The following is a 19,236-nucleotide window of genomic DNA, read 5'->3' on the forward strand; positions in this document are numbered from 1 at the left end:
AAACCTCTGTTCTGTTTCGTGTGTTCTTGACCTTACCGGGTTATTTTCGACCTGCTAGTAGTTGTTTATTTGGATTACTAAAGGCTAAAGCCTGCTTTTAGGCATCACAATTATATATAGTATTGCATGGCCTCCGCTTCTATTGTTAAACAGGTTGATATTCGAAACCGCCGGGCGTCGTTTGAATATTCATTCTTAGAAACCTACACCGCCGGTATCGTACTGACTGGTACAGAAATCAAGTCGGTACGGCAGGGGAAAGTGAACTTGCAGGACGCTTACTGTCTGATTCATGGCGACGAATTATTTATTCGTCAGATGAATATCTCGCTCTACAGTGAAGGGACGCATTATAATCACGAGCCGTTACGGGACCGAAAACTGCTGTTGACCAAGCGGGAAATAAGGCGGCTGAACGAAAAGCTAAAGGATCAGGGACTTACGATTGTTCCCGTTCGGATGTTTACCAGCGAGCGTGGGTTCGCTAAAATTGAAATTGCGCTCGCCAAGGGTAAGAAACTGTACGATAAGCGCGATAGCATCAAAGAGCGCGATGTAACCCGAGAGATGCAACGAGAACGCTATTAAGTTTACGTTTCTGGGCATCTACTAAATTTTCCACAACTCTTGTCGTTATGTGGATAACTCTGTAACTTGCTACCGTACAGAGGCATCTAAACGCGACATGGGCAGGAAAGTATTAGTCTTAAATCAAGATTACAGTGCACTCAGCATCTGCTCCGTTCCAAAAGCATTTTTGCTGGTTTATTTAGACAAAGCCGAACTCATCGCCGAATCTGAGCAATTTATGCTACGAACCGTTTCGGCCGAGTTCCCGATGCCGTCGGTTATCCGGTTACATCGGTACGTTAGTCTGCCCTACAAAGGCGTTATGCTTACTAGGCAGAATATTTTTAAGCGCGACGGCCACAATTGCCAATACTGCGGAACGACCGAAGACCTGACACTCGACCACGTTCTGCCCAAATCACGCGGTGGAAAAACAAGCTGGGACAATCTGGCTACCGCCTGCAAACGGTGTAACTCGCGAAAAGGCGATTATACCCCCGAAGAAGCAAACATGAAGCTTCGTCAAAAACCGTTCAAGCCCACTTTTTTAGTTTTCCTACGCGAATTTTCCGGGTCTCTTGAACAAAGCTGGATGCCCTTTTTGAGCAAAAAAGGAAAGGCTTTTCAGTAAGATAACGATATACGAAGAAGAAGGAAACGGCCCGCCCTAAGTGTTCCGCGAAATGCGAACCTCTTGGGCGGGCCGTTTCCTTCTTCTTTTTTGCTTTTTCTTGCTCAATTTCAAAGAGTTTTACCTGCCGAGAAACTTTTTCCACAAAGCAATTGCTATCTTTGCAGTCCTTTTTTAAAGGTACCATTTTATAAAACCAAAAGTCAGTCCGCCGTTGACCCACGGACTGATGTACCGAGTGGGTCAGGAAAACTTTTTTTATGAGCAAAACGCAGCAACGCGAACTGCCGGCATTTGATTGGGACCGGGCAGACAACAAAGGATTCGGAAGTGGCTATTCGGATGCGGAGCGCAACCGGATGTTAGAACTGTACGACAATACCCTGTCGGAAGTTAAAGAAAAAGAAGTCGTTATGGGAACCGTCGTTGGGATCACAGACCGTGAGGTACTGCTCAACATCGGCTTCAAGTCGGACGGATTGGTTCCAGCTTCCGAATTCCGGGATATGCCGGACCTGAAGATGGGTGATGAAATTGAAGTTTACGTAGAAAATCAGGAAGACCCGAACGGCCAGCTGGTATTATCGCGTAAAAAAGCGAAAGTGATTACCGCATGGCAGAAAATCCAGAAGGCTCTGGACGAAGACCTCGTTATCGATGGCTTCGTGAAGCGCCGGACAAAGGGTGGTCTGATCGTTGATATTTTCAGTATTGAAGCTTTCTTGCCAGGTTCGCAGATCGACGTGAAGCCGATTCGTGACTTCGACATCTTTGTCGGCAAGAAAATGGAGGTTAAAGTCGTGAAGATCAACTATGCAAACGATAACGTTGTCGTTTCGCACAAAGTACTGATCGAGAAAGACCTCGAAGCACAACGCGCTCAAATCCTGAACAACCTCGAAAAAGGTCAGGTTCTGGAAGGCGTGATCAAAAACATGACCAACTTCGGTGTGTTCATCGATCTTGGTGGTGTCGATGGTCTGTTGCACATCACGGATATCTCGTGGGGCCGCATCAGTCATCCATCCGAAGTACTGCACCTCGACCAGAAGGTCAACGTGGTTGTTCTGGATTTCGACGAGGACAAAAAGCGTATCTCGCTGGGCATGAAGCAACTTCAGGCTCATCCTTGGGATGCTCTGGAAGAAAACATCGAAGTAGGATCGAAAGTAAAAGGCAAGATCGTAAACGTAGCCGACTACGGTGCGTTCCTCGAAATCATGCCGGGTGTAGAAGGTCTGATCCACGTTTCAGAAATGTCGTGGTCGCAGCACCTGCGTAACCCACAGGAGTTCCTGAAAGTTGGTGACGAAGTAGAAGCTGTTGTGCTGACACTCGACCGCGCTGACCGCAAAATGTCGCTGGGTATCAAGCAACTGACCGAAGATCCTTGGACTCGTCCAGAACTTCGTACGAAGTATGCAATTGGCACCAAGCACAAAGGCGTGGTTCGTAACCTGACCAACTTCGGCTTGTTCCTCGAACTGGAAGAAGGCATTGATGGTCTGGTACACGTATCGGATCTGTCGTGGACGAAGAAAGTGAAACATCCTTCTGACTTCATCAAGGTTGGTGAAGAACTTGAAGTGATTGTTCTTGAACTGGACATCGAAAACCGTCGTCTGGCTCTGGGTCACAAGCAACTCGAAGAGAACCCATGGGATACGTTCGAAACCGTATTCGCCGTTGGTACGATTCACCGGTGTACGATTATCAGCAAGAACGATAAGATGGCAACGCTCGAACTGCCTTACGGCATCGAAGGCTTCTCTTCATTGAAAAATCTTGCTAAAGAAGACGGTACATTTGCTGAAGTAGGCGAAACGCTTGATTTCAAAGTAACCGAATTCTCGAAAGACGAAAAGCGGATCATGCTGTCGCACACGAAATCGTGGCAGGAGAAGAATGAGCCAGTGAAAGAGCAAAAGCCTAAAGCTGCTGCTGCTAAACCAGCTTCTACTTCGAACCAGTCTGACCGTGGTGCAACCTTAGGAGACCTCGACGCGCTGGCGGCTCTGAAAGAGCAGCTAGAAGGTCGTAACTAGTCTTCTCGTATAGATTTACGGTGAAAATCCTCTGGGCCGAAAGGTTCAGGGGATTTTTTTCAACACTCTTTTCAAAATAAGAGATAAAATCGTATGTTTGCACTCCCGAATCCGGCATACAGATCAATTCGGGCTATAAGGTTCCGTGGCCGAGTGGCTAGGCAGAGGTCTGCAAAACCTCGTACAGCGGTTCGAATCCGCTCGGAACCTCACCAAAAAAAGGCTAATCAATACTGGTTAGCCTTTTTTTGTGGCCTTTGCTCAACAAAATGAGTTATAGCGTCAAGTCTTCTTTATCAACAGATCAATTATTTTACTGAGTATCTCAAATCATTCATACGATGGCGATAGATTGCGGCTTTTTCTGCTATCTTAACTGATAGACGTTACGGATGTAATTCACTGATGGGCAACTATAAAAACGTTGAGGAAGAGCTGGTCGCTTTACGAGAAGAGCTTGATCGGGTAAGAAAACAGACGAGTGCAGCCCTAGAAGCGGTTGGCATTGGTCTGTGGACGATGTTTCCTCAACAAAACCGTGTCCTTTGGGACGAACAATGCCAGCGAATCTATAATTGGCCTCACGCGTCCGTCAGGCTGGATGAGTTTATGTCCCGAATCGATCCGCAGGATTTGATACGGATGCAGGCAATACTGGCGGAGCCGCCAAGTCGACAAACGGGTAAACCCACAACTATTGATTACCGAATCACCAGTCCGGTCGACGAGAAAGTTCGCTGGATTCGTATTACAGGCCGGGTAACGATGCAGGCATCCGGAACAGCGGATTATTTTTCGGGCACGGCCCAAGACATTACTGACGAAAAACGCAGGGAAGCTACGCTACAGACTGTCGAGCAGCGATTTCAAATGGCCTTCTCCAATGCTTCGGTCGGCGTGGTTATTCTGGATACGCACAGCAGAATACAGCTTATCAACAAAGCATTTGCTGACTTGGTAGGCTACGATCAGGAAGAGTTACACGATCAGCATTTTCAAGCAATCAGTCATCCAGACGATGTACAGGAAAATATTTTCTTAGCGCAGCAGCTGTTAGCGGAAGAAGCGAATTCGTATGTATTCAACAAACGTTACATTCGTAAAGACGGCTCTATTGTATGGGCTCAGGTGAGTTCAGCCTTAATTCGGGATCAGGATGGAAAACCCGATAGCTTCATTACGATTGTACAGGATATTACGACTGAGCTCCAGGCACAGGCAGAACAGAAAAAGCTACTCTCCTTATTACAATCCAGCGAAGAAAGCCTGCGGGATGCCATTGAACTTGCGGAACTAAGCACCTTTGAGATAGATCCGGCTAAGGATGTACTCCTGCTTTCCGAACGGGCTAGAGATTGGCTGGGATTCTCGCACGATGAAAGAATTACCCTTACGCAAGTGCTTGATACGATGCGAGACCGCAATTCGGTCGAAGTGTCCTTGAATCAAGCTTTTTCTAAAGATGTAGGTACAACAACCGATATTGAGCTATGGGCCATTAACCGGCAAACAGGACAAGAACGGCTGTATCTGGCTCAGGGACGCGTGGTCAGACGAAGTCCGAACGATGCAGATCTAGTCATACGTGGTATTGCTAAAGACATAACAACCCAAAAACAGTACGCACGGGAGCTGGAGCAACAAGTGCAAGGGCGTACTCAGGCGCTTCAGCAAGCTACGGTACTTGTAGAGCAGCAAGCCGATCAACTCCGGTTCGTTACCGACAGCGCACTGACTGCTATTGCGCTTTACTCGATTGTTCGTGACGAAAAGACTGCAACCGTCATTGACCTGCGTTACGTGTTGATTAACCAGATGGCTTCACGCATGACGGGCATACCCGTAGACCGCCTGATCGGTAAAACGATGTCAGAAGTGTTTCCTGGTATGAAAGGCAGCAAGGCTTGGCACCTTTATTTAGAATTAGCGGAAACCGGAACCCCGCTGCGTTATCACAATCATTACACGCAGGATGGCTACGATATCTGGTATCAGGTCCAGGGAGTCCGCCAAGGCGACTTTTTAGTCTTGTCATTTCTCGACATCACCGAACTAAAGCAGACCCAACTTCAGCTTGAAGGACTAAACAAAGATCTCTTAACCGCAAACGATAACCTGCAACAGTTCGCATTTATCGCGTCACATGATTTGCAGGAGCCACTGCGCAAGGTGCAACAGTTTGGCGACCTATTGAAAAACCAGTACAGTACTGAATTGGGCGATGGCGTAACATATCTTGAACGAATGCAACTCGCTGCCCAGCGGATGTCTATCCTGATTAAAGATCTCTTGACTTTTTCGCGGATTACGACCAAAACCCAAACCACTACAGAAATACCTTTGGAACGGGTGATAAGCCGTGTAGTCGAAGACTTGGACATCGCTATTCAAGATGCTGATGCAACGGTACAGATCGATTCATTGCCAGTTATAAAAGGGGATGAGTCTCAGCTGCGACAACTCTTTCAGAACTTACTATCAAACTCTCTGAAGTTTCGCCGACCGGATGTAAAGCCGGATATCCATATAAGTGCGCAGCGCATAGCCGCATCTGATTTGCCGTCAACCATCAACATGATTCGGCAGTCAGCTAGCTATCAACTAATTAGTATTAGTGATAATGGAATTGGGTTTGATGAAAAATACCTTGATCGTATTTTTCAGGTTTTCCAGCGTCTGCACGGCAAAAATCAATATGATGGTACCGGCATAGGATTGGCTATTGTTCAAAAGGTAGTTTCCAACCATGGGGGGACAATTACCGCTACGAGCCAACTCGGTCAGGGTAGCACGTTTCAAGTATTTCTGCCCTATGAATCTTGAAATTCAGTATTGAGAACAGGCTGAACGAATAGCGAAGATGTGGGCGAATAATCTGACCGCTATGCTCGTCTTTAGCTAGCTAAGTTTATCCTCTTCCGATGAAAACAGCAGTTGGCTAATAGTCAATAAGTTATTTTCAACAAATAAAGACCGCCCATGTTTACAACTTACTCGAGCGGTTTAAATAATCCTTGTAGTCTTTCTGACTGACATTCTTGAAAGAATTGTGAAATAGCTTTTTTGCCGAATAGCTCGTTTGATTATTTGCCCAAATCGCCAATGGGCAGTACGATCCTTCTTAATTAGAAACAATATAAATAAAATTGAGAATGCAAAATAACTAAACGTCTGCTTTTGCCTATACAGCATTCGTGTAGTACTTTTGTGGACCTATGAAAGGTCAGTGGTGATTATGTTGATCAACTTAATGAATAGATGTCTAACAATGAGTCGTTTGTCTAAGTTTTGCGGGGCTATGGCCCTGTCACTGGCGCTGTTATTTAACGGCGGTCAGCTAAAGGCGCAGGACTCATCTGCAACTGCGGGCGGTGGTGCGGCTGCGGCTGCACCTGCTTCTGGGGGTGGTGGTGATGCTGAAAAAGGAAAAAGTCTGTTTACTAACAACTGTGCACAGTGCCACGCAGTAACAGATGAGAAAGTAGTTGGCCCGGGCTTAAAAGGTATTGAAGAGCGGGCTCCAAGCAAAGATTGGCTTCACAAATGGATACGTAATTCATCCGCTGTGATTGCATCTGGTGATGCGTATGCTAACCAAGTATTCAACGCCAATGGTAAAGTACAGATGTCGAGCTTCCCCAATTTGTCGGATGCTGACATCGATGGAATTCTAGCTTATATTGACCAAGCTAATAAACCTGCAACAGCGGGACCTACAAGCACACCAGGTAACGCAAACACAGCAGGCGTAAGTCAGCCGGGTGGAGCAACCGCTGGTAGTCCTTCTGAGCTGTTTACAGTAGTACTTGTTGCTTTACTTGTAGTGATGTTGCTCGTTCTGGGCGTCCTGCTGGTAATCGTAACGATCCTGTCGAAAGCCGTAACGCCGGTAACTGTCGATGGAACACAAACTACTTCATCATTTGGACAGCGTTTGAAAGACGGTTTGTCTAGCGCTTTCAATAACTCGACACTTCGCTCGATTGTAATCTGGTTGTTTATCTTGGTTGCTACGAAAGAAACATTCGATGGCGCTTACAGCATCGGTATTCAACAAGGTTACGCACCTAAGCAGCCAATCGCTTATTCGCACAAGCTGCATGCAGGTCAGTACAAGATCGATTGTAACTACTGTCACACAGGGGTTAATAAGGGTAAGAGCGCTACGATTCCGTCGGCTAATATCTGTATGAACTGCCACGGCGTCATCAAGAAAGAGTCTCCGGAAATTCAAAAGATCTACACAGCTATTGAACAGAATCGTCCTATCGAATGGATTCGGGTTCATAACCTGCCTGATCTGGCTTACTTCAACCATGCTCAACACGTAAACGTCGGTAACGTACAGTGCCAGACCTGCCACGGTGAGATTGAAAAAATGGAAGTAGTTGAGCAGCGTTCGTCGCTGACGATGGGCTGGTGTATTGACTGCCACCGCAAGACGGAAGTTAATACGAAAGACAATGCTTACTACGATAAGTTAGTCGCTCTCCACCGGAAAGAAAGCAAAGAGCCGCTCAAAGTGGCTAATATCGGCGGTCTAGAATGTTCTAAATGCCATTATTAATCCACTGAGCCGTATAGACCTGACCGTAATACGTCAGGTTTGACCGGCCGGTTCAACCAACAGGTATCTTACCGATTACAACACGCATGGAAGAGAATACGACCAAACGGTATTGGAAAGGGGTTGAAGAATTACGCAACGACGCAACGTTTGTAAAAAACGCTAACAGCGAGTTTGCTAATCCTGATCCGCAAGACTCGCCGAGTGACTTGGAAGGTCTGCTCGGTGGTTCAAACACCCAGCGCCGTGATTTCCTGAAAGTAATGGGCTTTGGCATGGCAGCCGTGACTTTGGCAGCCTGCGAAACCCCAGTTCATAAAGCAATTCCGTACATCAACAAACCGGAATTTACATTTCCTTCTATTTCAGACTACTACGCATCAACGTATACCGAAGGCGGTGATTACGCTGCCGTTTTAGTTGAAACACGCGAAGGTCGGCCTATCAAAATTGAAGGTAACCCGCTGTCCAGCATTTCGAAAGGTGGTACCACCGCTCGGGTTCAGGCATCGGTTTTGTCACTGTATGATATTGATAAGCTGAAAGGTCCAAAGCGGGGTGAGTCAGATATTGACTGGGCTACAGCAGACCGGGAGATTGTCACTCAGCTGAATTCGGTTGCGTCTCGTGGAGGTGCCATCCGGATTGTTACATCAACGATTCTTAGCCCGGCAACCAAAGCTGTCGTAGCTGATTTCGTTGCCAAATACCCAACGGCACGTCACATTATGTACGATGCCAACTCAGCATTTGGTATTACGCAGGCTAACCAGGCTTCGTTTGGTAAGGCTGTTATTCCTTCCTACGATTTTGGCAAAGCGCAAACAATCGTTAGTGTTGGTGCTGACTTCCTTGGTACGTGGATTGCTCCGCTAGAATATGCTCGTCCGTACGCAACGGGACGGAAAATCGGTGCTGTCGGTGGTGGTAAGAAAACCATGTCGCGGCACTATCAGTTCGAAACCGGACTGTCGATGACAGGTGCTAACGCTGATTACCGTACCGCCATCAAGCCATCGCAGGAAGGTCTGGTTGTCGCAGCGCTGTATAACAAAGTAGCGGCTAAACTAGGCGGATCAGCGATCAGTACGCCAGCTGTTACTGTTGCTAATCTTGACAAAGCTGCCAACGATCTGGCCCGTTCACGTGGACGCGCACTGGTTGTATCAGGTTCTAACGATCCAAATGTTCAGATCGTTGTGAATGCCCTGAACAATCTGCTGGGTAGCTACGGAACAACAATCGATATCAATACGCCGGTTAATTACCGTCAGGGTAATGACCAGCAGATGAATGCTTTTATCGACGAAGTTAAAGGAGGTCGCGTAGGAGCAGTACTTATTTTTGGTGCTAACCCGGTATACGATCATCCTCGTGGTGCTGAATTAGGTGAAGCGTTGCCTAAAGTTGCCTTATCCGTGTCATTTGCGGATCGGGCTGACGAAACGGCTTCGTTGGCAAAATACATTGCGCCAGCTCCTCATTATCTGGAGTGCTGGAATGATGCTGAGCCAAAACAGGGTTTCTACAGTCTGATGCAGCCTGCCATCACCAACATTTATAAAACTCGCCAATTTCAATCGAGTCTTTTGACGTGGGCTGGCAAACCAGGTGATTTTCAGACGTATTTAAAAAACTACTGGCGGGCGAACCGCTACCCACAAGCGTCTGGCTTCAGCTCTTTTGATTCGTTCTGGATCAAGAGCTTACACGACGGTGTATTCGAGCCTAATAAAGGTGCAGCAGTAGCAGGTGGAGCTTCTTTTGCTGGCAACGTAGCACAAGCTGCTGCCGGAATTGCTCAGCGTTACAGACCAACAACAGGCATGGAGCTAGCGCTCTATGAGAAAGTAAGCGTTGGTACAGGTGCAATGGCTAATAACCCCTGGTTACAGGAAATGCCGGATCCTGTTACAAAGGCTTGCTGGGATAACTACGCATCGCTATCGCAGAAGACAGCCAACGATATGGGCCTTGCTCAGAACGACCTGGTAACGGTAAGCGTTGGTGGTAAGTCGATAGAGTTGCCTGTTCTTGTTCAACCTGGCCAGGCAGACAACACAGTTTCTGTGGCCGTCGGTTATGGTCGTGAGAAAGCTGGTAAGTCGGCAAATGGTGTCGGTAAAAACGCGTTTCCGTTTGTTACGCTAGCCGGTGGCTATGTAACGTATGCTGCTTTCGACGCAAAAGTTGACAAGGCTGGTGGATCGCACGAAATAGCGCAGACGCAGACGCACGAGACCGTGATGGGTCGTAAAGCTGTTCTTCAGGAAGCGATACTCGCTGATTACCAGAAGAACCCGATGGCGGGCCGGTATGAGCCAAGAGTAGCGACATCGGAAGGGCCAAAAGCGCCAACTGATATTACGCTATGGAATGGTTACGGAAAGCCAAACCATTCATGGGGTATGGTTATTGACCTGAACTCATGCATCGGCTGTAACGCGTGCGTAATCGGTTGCCAATCCGAAAACAACGTTGCTGTTGTTGGTCGTCAGGAAGTTATCAACCGTCGTGAAATGCACTGGATTCGGATTGACCGTTACTACAGTAGCGACGCCGATCCAGAAGACGTTAGAGAGTTAGAAGTTGCATCAGCTAACCCTGAAGTAACGTTCCAGCCAATGCTGTGTCAGCATTGCAGCAACGCTCCCTGCGAAACGGTATGCCCAGTGTTGGCTACTACCCACAGCACGGAAGGTCTTAACCAAATGACCTATAACCGTTGTGTAGGTACACGTTATTGCGCAAACAACTGTCCTTATAAAGTACGCCGGTTCAACTGGTTTAAGTACTTCGATAACGATAACTTTGATTACAACTTCAATAATGACCTTGGTAAAATGGTCATTAACCCGGACGTAACGGTTCGTTCACGCGGTGTAATCGAAAAATGTTCATTCTGCGTACAACGTATTCAGGAAGGTAAACTGACTGCCAAGAAAGAACGTCGCCGGCCAATGCCTGACGAAATTCAGACAGCTTGTGCACAAGCCTGCCCAACGAATGCGATTATTTTCGGAGATATGAACAATCCGGAGAGTACGATTTCTAAAACACTGGAAACCGAACGGCAAGGTCGTGCTTTCCACGTGCTCGAAGAGATTAACGTAAGACCGCAGATTTCGTACCTTACGAAAATCCGGAACAAAGACGAAGAGCCTAAACAAAAAGCTCGTCAGGAATCAGAGGCATAATGTAACTTACAATTTACGGCCTGTAACTCATGATTTTAAACATCAAGAGAACACAAACTGTAAATCGTACATCGTAAATCGAAAATAAAAAAAGTAAGTATATGTCGCATGTAACATCAGCCGTAAGAACTCCTCTGGTCACCGGTGGTAAGACCTACGCCGACGTGACGGAGGATATCAGCAGACAGGTTGAGGGAAGCCCCACCCGCGAGTGGACGATTGCCTTTACCATCTCGGTGGTTGTGCTACTCTACGGAACCGCCTGCGTGTTCTGGACCTGGTGGGAGGGCCTTGGTGTATGGGGCTTGAATAAAACAGTCGGTTGGGCATGGGACATTACCAACTTCGTGTGGTGGGTTGGTATCGGTCACGCCGGAACGCTGATCTCTGCGATCTTACTACTGTTCCGTCAAAAATGGCGGACGGCTGTAAACCGCGCGGCTGAAGCGATGACCATTTTCGCCGTTATTTGCGCAGCTACGTTCATTCTGATGCACATGGGTCGGCCTTGGCTCGCTTACTGGGCATTACCGCTGCCAAATACATTCGGGTCGTTGTGGGTAAACTTCAAATCTCCACTTGTATGGGACGTATTTGCTATTAGCACATACTTCACTGTATCGCTGGTTTTCTGGTACATGGGCTTACTGCCTGACCTAGCTACCATCCGCGACCGGGCTCGCAGCAAAGTATCTCGTTATATTTATGGTGCATTCTCGCTAGGTTGGAACGGTTCCGCTAAAACGTGGGCTCGTTATGAATACATGAGCTTGATCCTGGCTGGTCTGTCTACTCCACTTGTATTGTCTGTACACACCATCGTATCATTTGACTTTGCTACGTCGGTGATTCCAGGATGGCATACAACAATCTTCCCTCCTTACTTCGTAGCTGGTGCTATCTTCTCCGGATTTGCCATGGTGCAAAACCTTGTGTTAATCATCCGGGTCGTATTTAAATTGGAAGATTACATTACGCTTGAGCACATTGAGTCGATGAACAAAGTCATTACGCTAACAGGTTCTATTGTGGGCGTGGCTTACCTGACAGAGTTCTTTATCGCTTGGTATTCTGGAGTTGAATTTGAAAGTTACGCGTTTATCAACCGTGCCACAGGTCCTTACTGGTGGGCTTACTGGGCGATGATGACCTGTAACGTAATCACTCCACAGCTTTTCTGGTCACGGGCTATCCGTCGGAGCATCGTTTGGACATTTACGTTGTCAGTTGTGGTAAACATTGGTATGTGGTTCGAGCGGTTCGTAATTATCGTTACCTCGCTGCACCGTGATTACCTGCCATCGAGCTGGGCTATGTTCCATCCAACCTTGTTCGATATCAGCGATTACATCTTCTCATTCGGTTTGTTCTTTACGTTGTTCTTATTGTTCTCCAAGTTCCTACCCGTAGTGAACATGGCCGAAGTAAAGACCGTAATCAAATCGTCGTCGGAAAGACTGCCAGTGTCTGTCTCTGGCGTTGCTAAAGGGGAGCGCGTTGCGAATCCAACATTCAATAAAGACGTAGAGTAAACTAGTTCGAGCTGGGTAACCGGGCGGCTTGATGGTTGTGGTTAACGCTGCAACCATCAAGCTACAAACCTCAAACATTAATCACTGATCATGTCAGACGTAATTGGTAACGGTAAATTTTTGGTAGGCATCTACGATGATGATGATGTTGTACTGACAGCCGTTAAAGATGTTAAAAAAGCGGGTGTACGTATTCATGAAGTGTATTCACCATTCCCAATTCACGGATTGGACGTTGCGCTTGGACACCCACGGTCACGGCTAGGAATTGCCGCTTTTCTATTTGCTCTGTCGGGTACAACTACTGCTCTTTTATTGACCGCTTATACCGAAGGTTTCGACTGGCCAATGATCGTTGGTGGTAAAGATTCGTATTCCCCGGTCATCTATGTACCGATTATATTTGAATTAACGGTATTGTTCTGTGCCTTGGGCATGGTTGCTACCTTTCTTGTATCAAACGGTCTTGGGCCTACGGTTAAACCCTTAATGTATGACCTGAGAACTACTGATAATAAGTTTGCAATGGCTATTGACCTAAGCAAAAACAATATTGGCGAAGGTGATATAGAGCAAATTCTGAGAAAATCAGGAGCTGCTGAAGTTAACATTAAGCAGTTCTAACGGTCCGCATGAGAATGATAACGAAACATATAAGCATAACTGCACTGGCTATCGTTGGGCTACTGTTTGCTGGAACATCCTGCAAGCGGAGCCATGATAGTACCGGTCTTGAATTTGCTCCGAACATGTACGATGCTGTTGGCTATGAACCTTATCGTCAGATTCGGCCAAACACCATAAACGTTCGGGAAAATGGTCTGAACATGCGTCTCCCAGCTCGGGGAACGGTTTCAAGGCCAAATTACCATACTACGTTTGATGGAGATAGTGCATCAACTGATTTGATGATTTACAACATCCCAGCCGATAGTATCTCTATTGCTGAGCGTACGTTGATAAACCCAATCCCTCAAACCGAAAAGTCGCTAGCTGATGGTCAGCTAATGTACACTCGGTATTGCTCACATTGCCACGGTGCAACGGGCAAGGGCGATGGACCTGTCGGTAAAGAGTATAAAGGGGTACCTAACTACTCTACCGATGCTTATAAAACAATGAATGATGGACACATCTTTCATGTGATTACGCATGGTAAAGGGCGTATGTGGCCGCATGGCTCTCAAATTACCCCTGAAGATCGGTGGAAGATTGTTCAGTACGTACACAAATTGCAACAAGGATAAATTTGAGTATTAGCTTTTGGTTTTCGGTTGTTTGATTGGACAGCCATTGAACTGAAAGCTAATAACCGAAAACTGAAAACTATTAAGAATGGCATCGGCTCACGCAATACCGTCGCTAGACGAAGAATTTGAATTTACTGCGGAATCCAAGCGTCGACTACTTATTGGCATCGGAGCCGGAGTTGCGTTGGTCGCAATTGGCGCGTACTTACTGGCATCGGGTGCTGGTTCCCATGGACATCATGAAGTTGCTCATGCGGCCGGTGTACACGAAGGTGCAGAATCAGGACATCACGCCTATAAATGGACGAATCGGCTTTGGGCAAACGTCTGGCTGAATGCTGTCTATTTTGCTGGAGCTTCCGTGATCGGGATGTTCTTTATTTCCTACAACTATCTGGCTCAGGCTGGCTGGTCATCTGCCTTTAAACGTGTTCCAGAAGCACTGCCTGCTTTTCTACCTTTTACAGGTATAGCTATTCTTCTTGTCTTCTTTGTTGCTGGCCATGATTTGTTCCACTGGACCAATCCTGCATTGTATGACAAGAGCAGTCCAGAATACGATCCGATAATCAGTGGCAAACACGGCTTTCTTAATACGCCATTTTACCTAATCCGTATCGTCCTGTATTTCGCGCTATGGTATGTGCTATGGCGTATGATCCGCAAGTATTCTTTAGACGAAGATCTAAACGGTGGTACTGAATACTACGATAAGAGCATTCGGTTAGGTACAGCTTTCCTCGTGGTTTTTGGCGTAACATCGTCAACCTCGGCCTGGGATTTTGTTATGTCTATCGATACTCACTGGTTTAGTACCATGTTTGGTTGGTATACACTGGCTAGCTGGCACGTTACAGGTTTAGCTATTATTACGCTGACTGTTGTAAACCTAAAGGAAAGGGGCTATCTGAAGATAGTAAATGAAAGCCATCTTCAGGATCTAGGTAAATTCATGTTTGCGTTCAGCATTTTCTGGACCTATGTGTGGTTCGCTCAGTTCATGCTTTACTATTACGCTAACATTCCAGAGGAAACAATTTACTACCGCGAGCGCTTCAGTGGATTTGGGGGTATTTATAAAGCACCATTTTTTATAAATATACTTCTAAACTTTGTCTTTCCATTTCTCGTTCTAATGACAAGAGATTCCAAGCGGACATATATCTTTCTTAAGATAGCTGCTTGGGGTATTATAATCGGTCATTATTTCGATTTCTATACCAATATTATGCCAGGGACGGTAGGCGAGCACGGTGGTTTTGGACCGATTGAATTCGGTATGATTCTGATTTTTGCCTGTGGGTTCATGTGGTCTATTTCTTCACAGCTTACAAAAGCTAATTTGATTCCAAAGAATCATCCAATGCTAGAGGAAGCCATACACCATGACATCTAATCAATAATCCGCTTACAACATGGTTTACATAGTTGCTATATTATCGGTTATCTTTCTAGGAATGGCTGCATTGGTCGTTTCTCGGATTGCAACCGTTGTAAAGAATGCAAATGGTCCCGTTGAGGAAGGTCGCATAGGGACGAGTAACCGTATCAACGGTGCCTTGTTCATGATCTTCTTCATTCTTGGAATAATTGGCGTGGTATGGTCTTTCCTATATGCCAAGCAATTCTTCTTGCCAGAGGCTTCCTCTCCGCACGGTCGTCGTACCGATTTCTTGTTCTGGTTGTCGATGGGAATCATCATGGTTGCTTTTGTTATTACAAACGCGCTGTTGTTTTTATTCTCATGGATGTATCAACACAAAGAAGGTCGTAGAGCGGCTTATTATCCAGAAAACCACAAGCTGGAGTTAATCTGGACCGTGGTGCCAGCAATCGTGATGGCTATTCTGGTTTTCACCGGCTGGCGCGCATGGCGTGATATCATGTCTGAAGCTCCAGCAGATGCTCAGGTTTTTGAGATCGTTGGAAAACAGTTCAACTGGATCGTTCGCTATCCAGGTGTTGATGACAACAAGCTTGGTTCTTACAACTATAAGCTTATTGACAACAACAACGAGACAGGGATTGATTATTCAGATGAATCGTCGTTTGATGACTTTGTATCAACTTCTGAATTGCATATTCCAGCGGGCAAACCTGTTTTGTTGAAAATCCGTGCTCGTGATGTGTTGCACAGCGTATTCATTCCTCATCTTCGGGTGAAAATGGATGCTGTACCAGGTATGCCAACTCGTTTCTGGTTCGTTGCTGATAAGACAACCGACGAAATGCGGAACATTACCGGCAACCAGGACTTCGGTTATGAAATCGCTTGTACAGAAGTATGCGGTCAGGGACACTTCTCAATGCGTATTCGTTTAATTGTTGAGGATGAAGCGTCGTGGCAAGCATGGTGCAAAGAGCAAAAGCCACTCTTGAGTTCTACTCCGGATCTGGCAGCGCGGATTCCTGCCAATCTGAAAGCGAAAGCAGCGAAGTACTTGCCTGCTGATGGTGCTGCTGCCCCGTCGGACAGTTCAACAGCCTCAACGAAACAGGGCGGTGGTCTGTCAGTAGCCAGTGCTACGATTCGTTAATCTAAAAAAACTTTAATAAACCAAATACAATGGCGACTGTTCCAGCTAACCCGGCAACCGTAGCTCATGCAATTGAGCATGATCACCACGAGCCGCAGAGTTTTTGGCAGACATACATTTTTTCGGAAGATCACAAAACAATTGCCAAGCAATACCTGATTTCTGGGATTCTTTGGTCAATTATTGGGATTAGTTTATCAGTTATGTTCCGGCTTCAGTTAGGTTTTCCTAACATGAAGTTAGAGTTTCTGCGTCCAATCTTAGGTGGCTGGATCAATGAAGCTGGTAAGCTTGACCAAGACTTTTACTTGGCTTTGGTGACCATGCACGGTACCATCATGGTATTTTTCGTGCTAACAGCTGGTTTGAGCGGAACATTCTCAAACTTTCTGATACCGCTTCAAGTTGGTGCTCGCGATATGGCATCAGGATTTTTGAACATGTTATCATTCTGGTTCTTCTTCTTGGCCGGAGTGTTCATGTTCTGTTCGTTGTTCTTGGAGACGGGACCTGCTGCTGGTGGTTGGGTTGTGTATCCTCCTCTTAGCGCGCTGCCCCAAGCACACAAAGGTTCGGAGCTCGGAATGACGCTTTGGTTAATTGCAATGGCGCTGTTTATTGTATCTCAATTATTAGGAGGTATCAACTACATCACAACCGTAATCAACCTGCGGACGCGCGGTATGTCGTTTAGCAAACTACCGCTGACAATCTGGGCGTTCTTTCTGACAGCTGTTTTAGGTCTGATCTCATTCCCTGTTCTTTTATCAGCGGCTCTGCTTCTGATCTTTGACCGGAGTTTTGGAACGAGTTTCTATTTGTCAGAGATTTATATTAAAGGAGAAGCGCTTCCGAACGTAGGTGGTAGCCCGATCCTGTTCCAACACTTGTTTTGGTTCTTAGGACACCCCGAAGTATACATTGTCTTACTTCCTGCTTTGGGAATGACCTCAGAGATCATTGCAACAAACGCACGTAAGCCAATTTTTGGTTATCGCGCTATGATTGCGTCCATGATGGGTATTGCTTTCCTTGCGTTCATCGTATGGGCACACCATATGTTCGTATCGGGGATGAACCCATTCCTTGGGTCGGTGTTCATGTTCCTTACTCTGATTATTGCTGTACCATCAGCGGTAAAAGCGTTTAACTACATTACGACTCTCTGGCGCGGTAACATTCGGTTTACCCCGGCTATGTTGTTCTCGATCGGTCTTGTATCGTTCTTTATTTCGGGTGGTTTGACCGGCCTTATCTTGGGTAACTCTGCCCTTGATATCCAGTTGCACGATACGTACTTCGTAGTAGCTCACTTCCACCTTGTGATGGGTGCAGCTTCTGCCTTTGGCTTATTAGCTGGGGTATATCACTGGTTCCCAAAAATGTTTGGCCGTATGATGAATGAGAAGCTTGGTTATATCCACTTCTGGCTTACATTCATTGGTATCTATCTAGTGTTCTTCCCAATGCACTATATCGGTATCGCGGGTTTCCCACGTCGGTATTATGCATTTACGAGCTACGACTTCACGAAAAACATTTTCGCTGATATGAATAGCTTTATCAGTATCGCAGCTATTTTCACCTTCACGGCTCAGTGGGTATTCGTTTATAATTTTGTGTATAGCATTTTCAAAGGTAGAAAAGCGACACAAAACCCATGGAAGTCAAATACATTGGAGTGGACTACGCCGATCATTCCAGGTCATGGTAACTGGCCAGGTGAAATCCCCGCAGTTTACCGGTGGCCGTATGATTACAGCAAACCAGGAGCTAAGGATGATTTCATTCCACAAAACGTGCCCTATTCACAAACTCCGGAGTCCAACCTACCTCACGAAAATGAGCTGATCAGTTTGGAAAGAGAGATTGAGGCACAGAATATGAATGATCAATTCAAGCAACCTCATTAACAAAAAAGAACAGCGATTCCAGAGTCTGGTGCTTTTAACAATACTAATCGTCTACCTAGTTGTGTTAGCTGGTGGTATTGTTAGAGGAACAGGTTCTGGAATGGGCTGTCCTGACTGGCCTAAATGCTTCGGACGTTGGATTCCTCCTACAGAAGCGTCTCAATTACCTTCTAATTACCAAGCCATTTACGGAGCAAAGCTGAAGGGCGAAATTGAGTTCAATGCTGTAAAAACATGGATTGAATATGTAAACAGGTTGCTGGGCGTATTATCCGGCTTCTTTGTTTTTGCTACGTTAATTACTTCATTTCAATACTGGCGGAAAGACAAAGCGATTGTCATTGGTAGTATCGCTGCTTTTCTGCTGATAGGGGCAAATGGCTGGCTTGGTTCACGAGTGGTTGCAACGGAGTTAGCACAATACCTAATTTCCTTTCACTTACTACTAGCGATTTTAGTTGTTCTATCGTTACTCTTTGTCTTCGTTCGCGCAAATCCAGAGCAAGTGAAGTCAATGACGAATGGCCGCAAGGAAAGCCGTGTTGCCTGGCTTTTGCTACTTACCTTGTTTTTGACATTAGGGCAACTCTTACTCGGTACTACTGTTCGGGAGACGCTTGATGAAGCCATAAAACGTCTCGGTTACGGCCAACGGGACAGCTGGATTGACAATTTAGATTGGCGATTTTACGTCCACCGTTCGTTTTCATTAGTGATTCTGGCCTTCCATGTAGCGGTAATTTATCAGCTGCGAAAGCTTGGTAAGAACGGATGGATATCGGCAATCGCCACTTGGTTGATAGTCATGGTGTTCATAGAAATACTAACGGGCGTTATAATGGCGTATATGGCTGTGCCAGCCGCAGCTCAACCCATTCATTTATTGTTAGCGATCATAATAATAGGTTTGCAATTTGTAGCTTGGTTAATGTGCATGCCGAGGATAGGACTTGCGCAAAAGTCAGCTCAGCCGATCTATGAATTAAAAATATAG

At 46.2% G+C, this 19,236-nt stretch carries 13 protein-coding genes and 1 tRNA gene; all 14 read left to right on the forward strand.

Annotation, left to right across the window (positions count from 1 at the left end; translation table 11 throughout):
* Positions 1-126 precede the first annotated feature (126 nt).
* Positions 127-588 (forward strand): SsrA-binding protein SmpB, encoded by a 462-nt coding sequence (gene smpB, locus LQ777_RS01205; RefSeq protein WP_232560696.1) that lies wholly within the window; start codon positions 127-129, stop codon positions 586-588.
* Between the two features lie 97 nt (positions 589-685).
* Positions 686-1,201, forward strand: coding sequence for an HNH endonuclease (locus tag LQ777_RS01210; RefSeq protein WP_232560697.1), 516 nt, complete (start codon positions 686-688; stop codon positions 1,199-1,201).
* A gap of 260 nt (positions 1,202-1,461) precedes the next feature.
* A complete protein-coding gene (rpsA, locus tag LQ777_RS01215; protein WP_232560698.1) occupies positions 1,462-3,246 on the forward strand; it encodes a 30S ribosomal protein S1 in 1,785 nt (594 codons plus the stop codon).
* Between the two features lie 139 nt (positions 3,247-3,385).
* Positions 3,386-3,456, forward strand: a tRNA-Cys gene (locus tag LQ777_RS01220).
* A 195-nt stretch (positions 3,457-3,651) separates the two neighbouring features.
* Positions 3,652-6,069, forward strand: a complete 2,418-nt coding sequence (locus tag LQ777_RS01225; RefSeq protein WP_232560699.1) for a PAS domain-containing sensor histidine kinase — start codon at positions 3,652-3,654, stop codon at positions 6,067-6,069.
* Between the two features lie 445 nt (positions 6,070-6,514).
* Positions 6,515-7,813, forward strand: coding sequence for a c-type cytochrome (locus LQ777_RS01230; protein ID WP_425276919.1), 1,299 nt, complete (start codon positions 6,515-6,517; stop codon positions 7,811-7,813).
* 86 nt (positions 7,814-7,899) lie between these two features.
* Entirely contained in the window at positions 7,900-11,010 is a 3,111-nt protein-coding gene (locus LQ777_RS01235; protein ID WP_232560701.1) for a TAT-variant-translocated molybdopterin oxidoreductase, read from the forward strand.
* Between the two features lie 101 nt (positions 11,011-11,111).
* A complete protein-coding gene (gene nrfD / locus LQ777_RS01240; RefSeq protein ID WP_232560702.1) occupies positions 11,112-12,542 on the forward strand; it encodes an NrfD/PsrC family molybdoenzyme membrane anchor subunit in 1,431 nt (476 codons plus the stop codon).
* A 90-nt stretch (positions 12,543-12,632) separates the two neighbouring features.
* The gene (locus tag LQ777_RS01245) at positions 12,633-13,166 is read left to right on the forward strand and encodes a DUF3341 domain-containing protein (protein WP_232560703.1); all 534 of its coding nucleotides are present in this window, start codon (positions 12,633-12,635) and stop codon (positions 13,164-13,166) included.
* Positions 13,167-13,180: 14 nt separating this feature from the next.
* Positions 13,181-13,789: a c-type cytochrome gene (locus LQ777_RS01250; protein WP_232560704.1), complete on the forward strand. Its 609-nt coding sequence runs from the start codon at positions 13,181-13,183 to the stop codon at positions 13,787-13,789.
* An 88-nt stretch (positions 13,790-13,877) separates the two neighbouring features.
* On the forward strand, positions 13,878-15,188 hold the full coding sequence (locus tag LQ777_RS01255) for a quinol:cytochrome C oxidoreductase (RefSeq protein WP_232560705.1): 1,311 nt from the start codon (positions 13,878-13,880) through the stop codon (positions 15,186-15,188).
* Between the two features lie 19 nt (positions 15,189-15,207).
* Positions 15,208-16,329, forward strand: coding sequence for a cytochrome c oxidase subunit II (locus tag LQ777_RS01260; protein ID WP_232560706.1), 1,122 nt, complete (start codon positions 15,208-15,210; stop codon positions 16,327-16,329).
* Between the two features lie 29 nt (positions 16,330-16,358).
* Positions 16,359-18,242, forward strand: coding sequence for a cytochrome c oxidase subunit I (locus LQ777_RS01265; RefSeq protein WP_232560707.1), 1,884 nt, complete (start codon positions 16,359-16,361; stop codon positions 18,240-18,242).
* Complete coding sequence (locus tag LQ777_RS01270) at positions 18,217-19,236, forward strand: COX15/CtaA family protein (RefSeq protein WP_232560708.1); 1,020 nt, start codon at positions 18,217-18,219, stop codon at positions 19,234-19,236. Before LQ777_RS01265 ends, LQ777_RS01270 begins: the two co-directional genes overlap by 26 nt.

The organism is Spirosoma oryzicola (genome assembly GCF_021233055.1).
Classification (GTDB): Bacteria; Bacteroidota; Bacteroidia; order Cytophagales; family Spirosomataceae; genus Spirosoma; species Spirosoma oryzicola.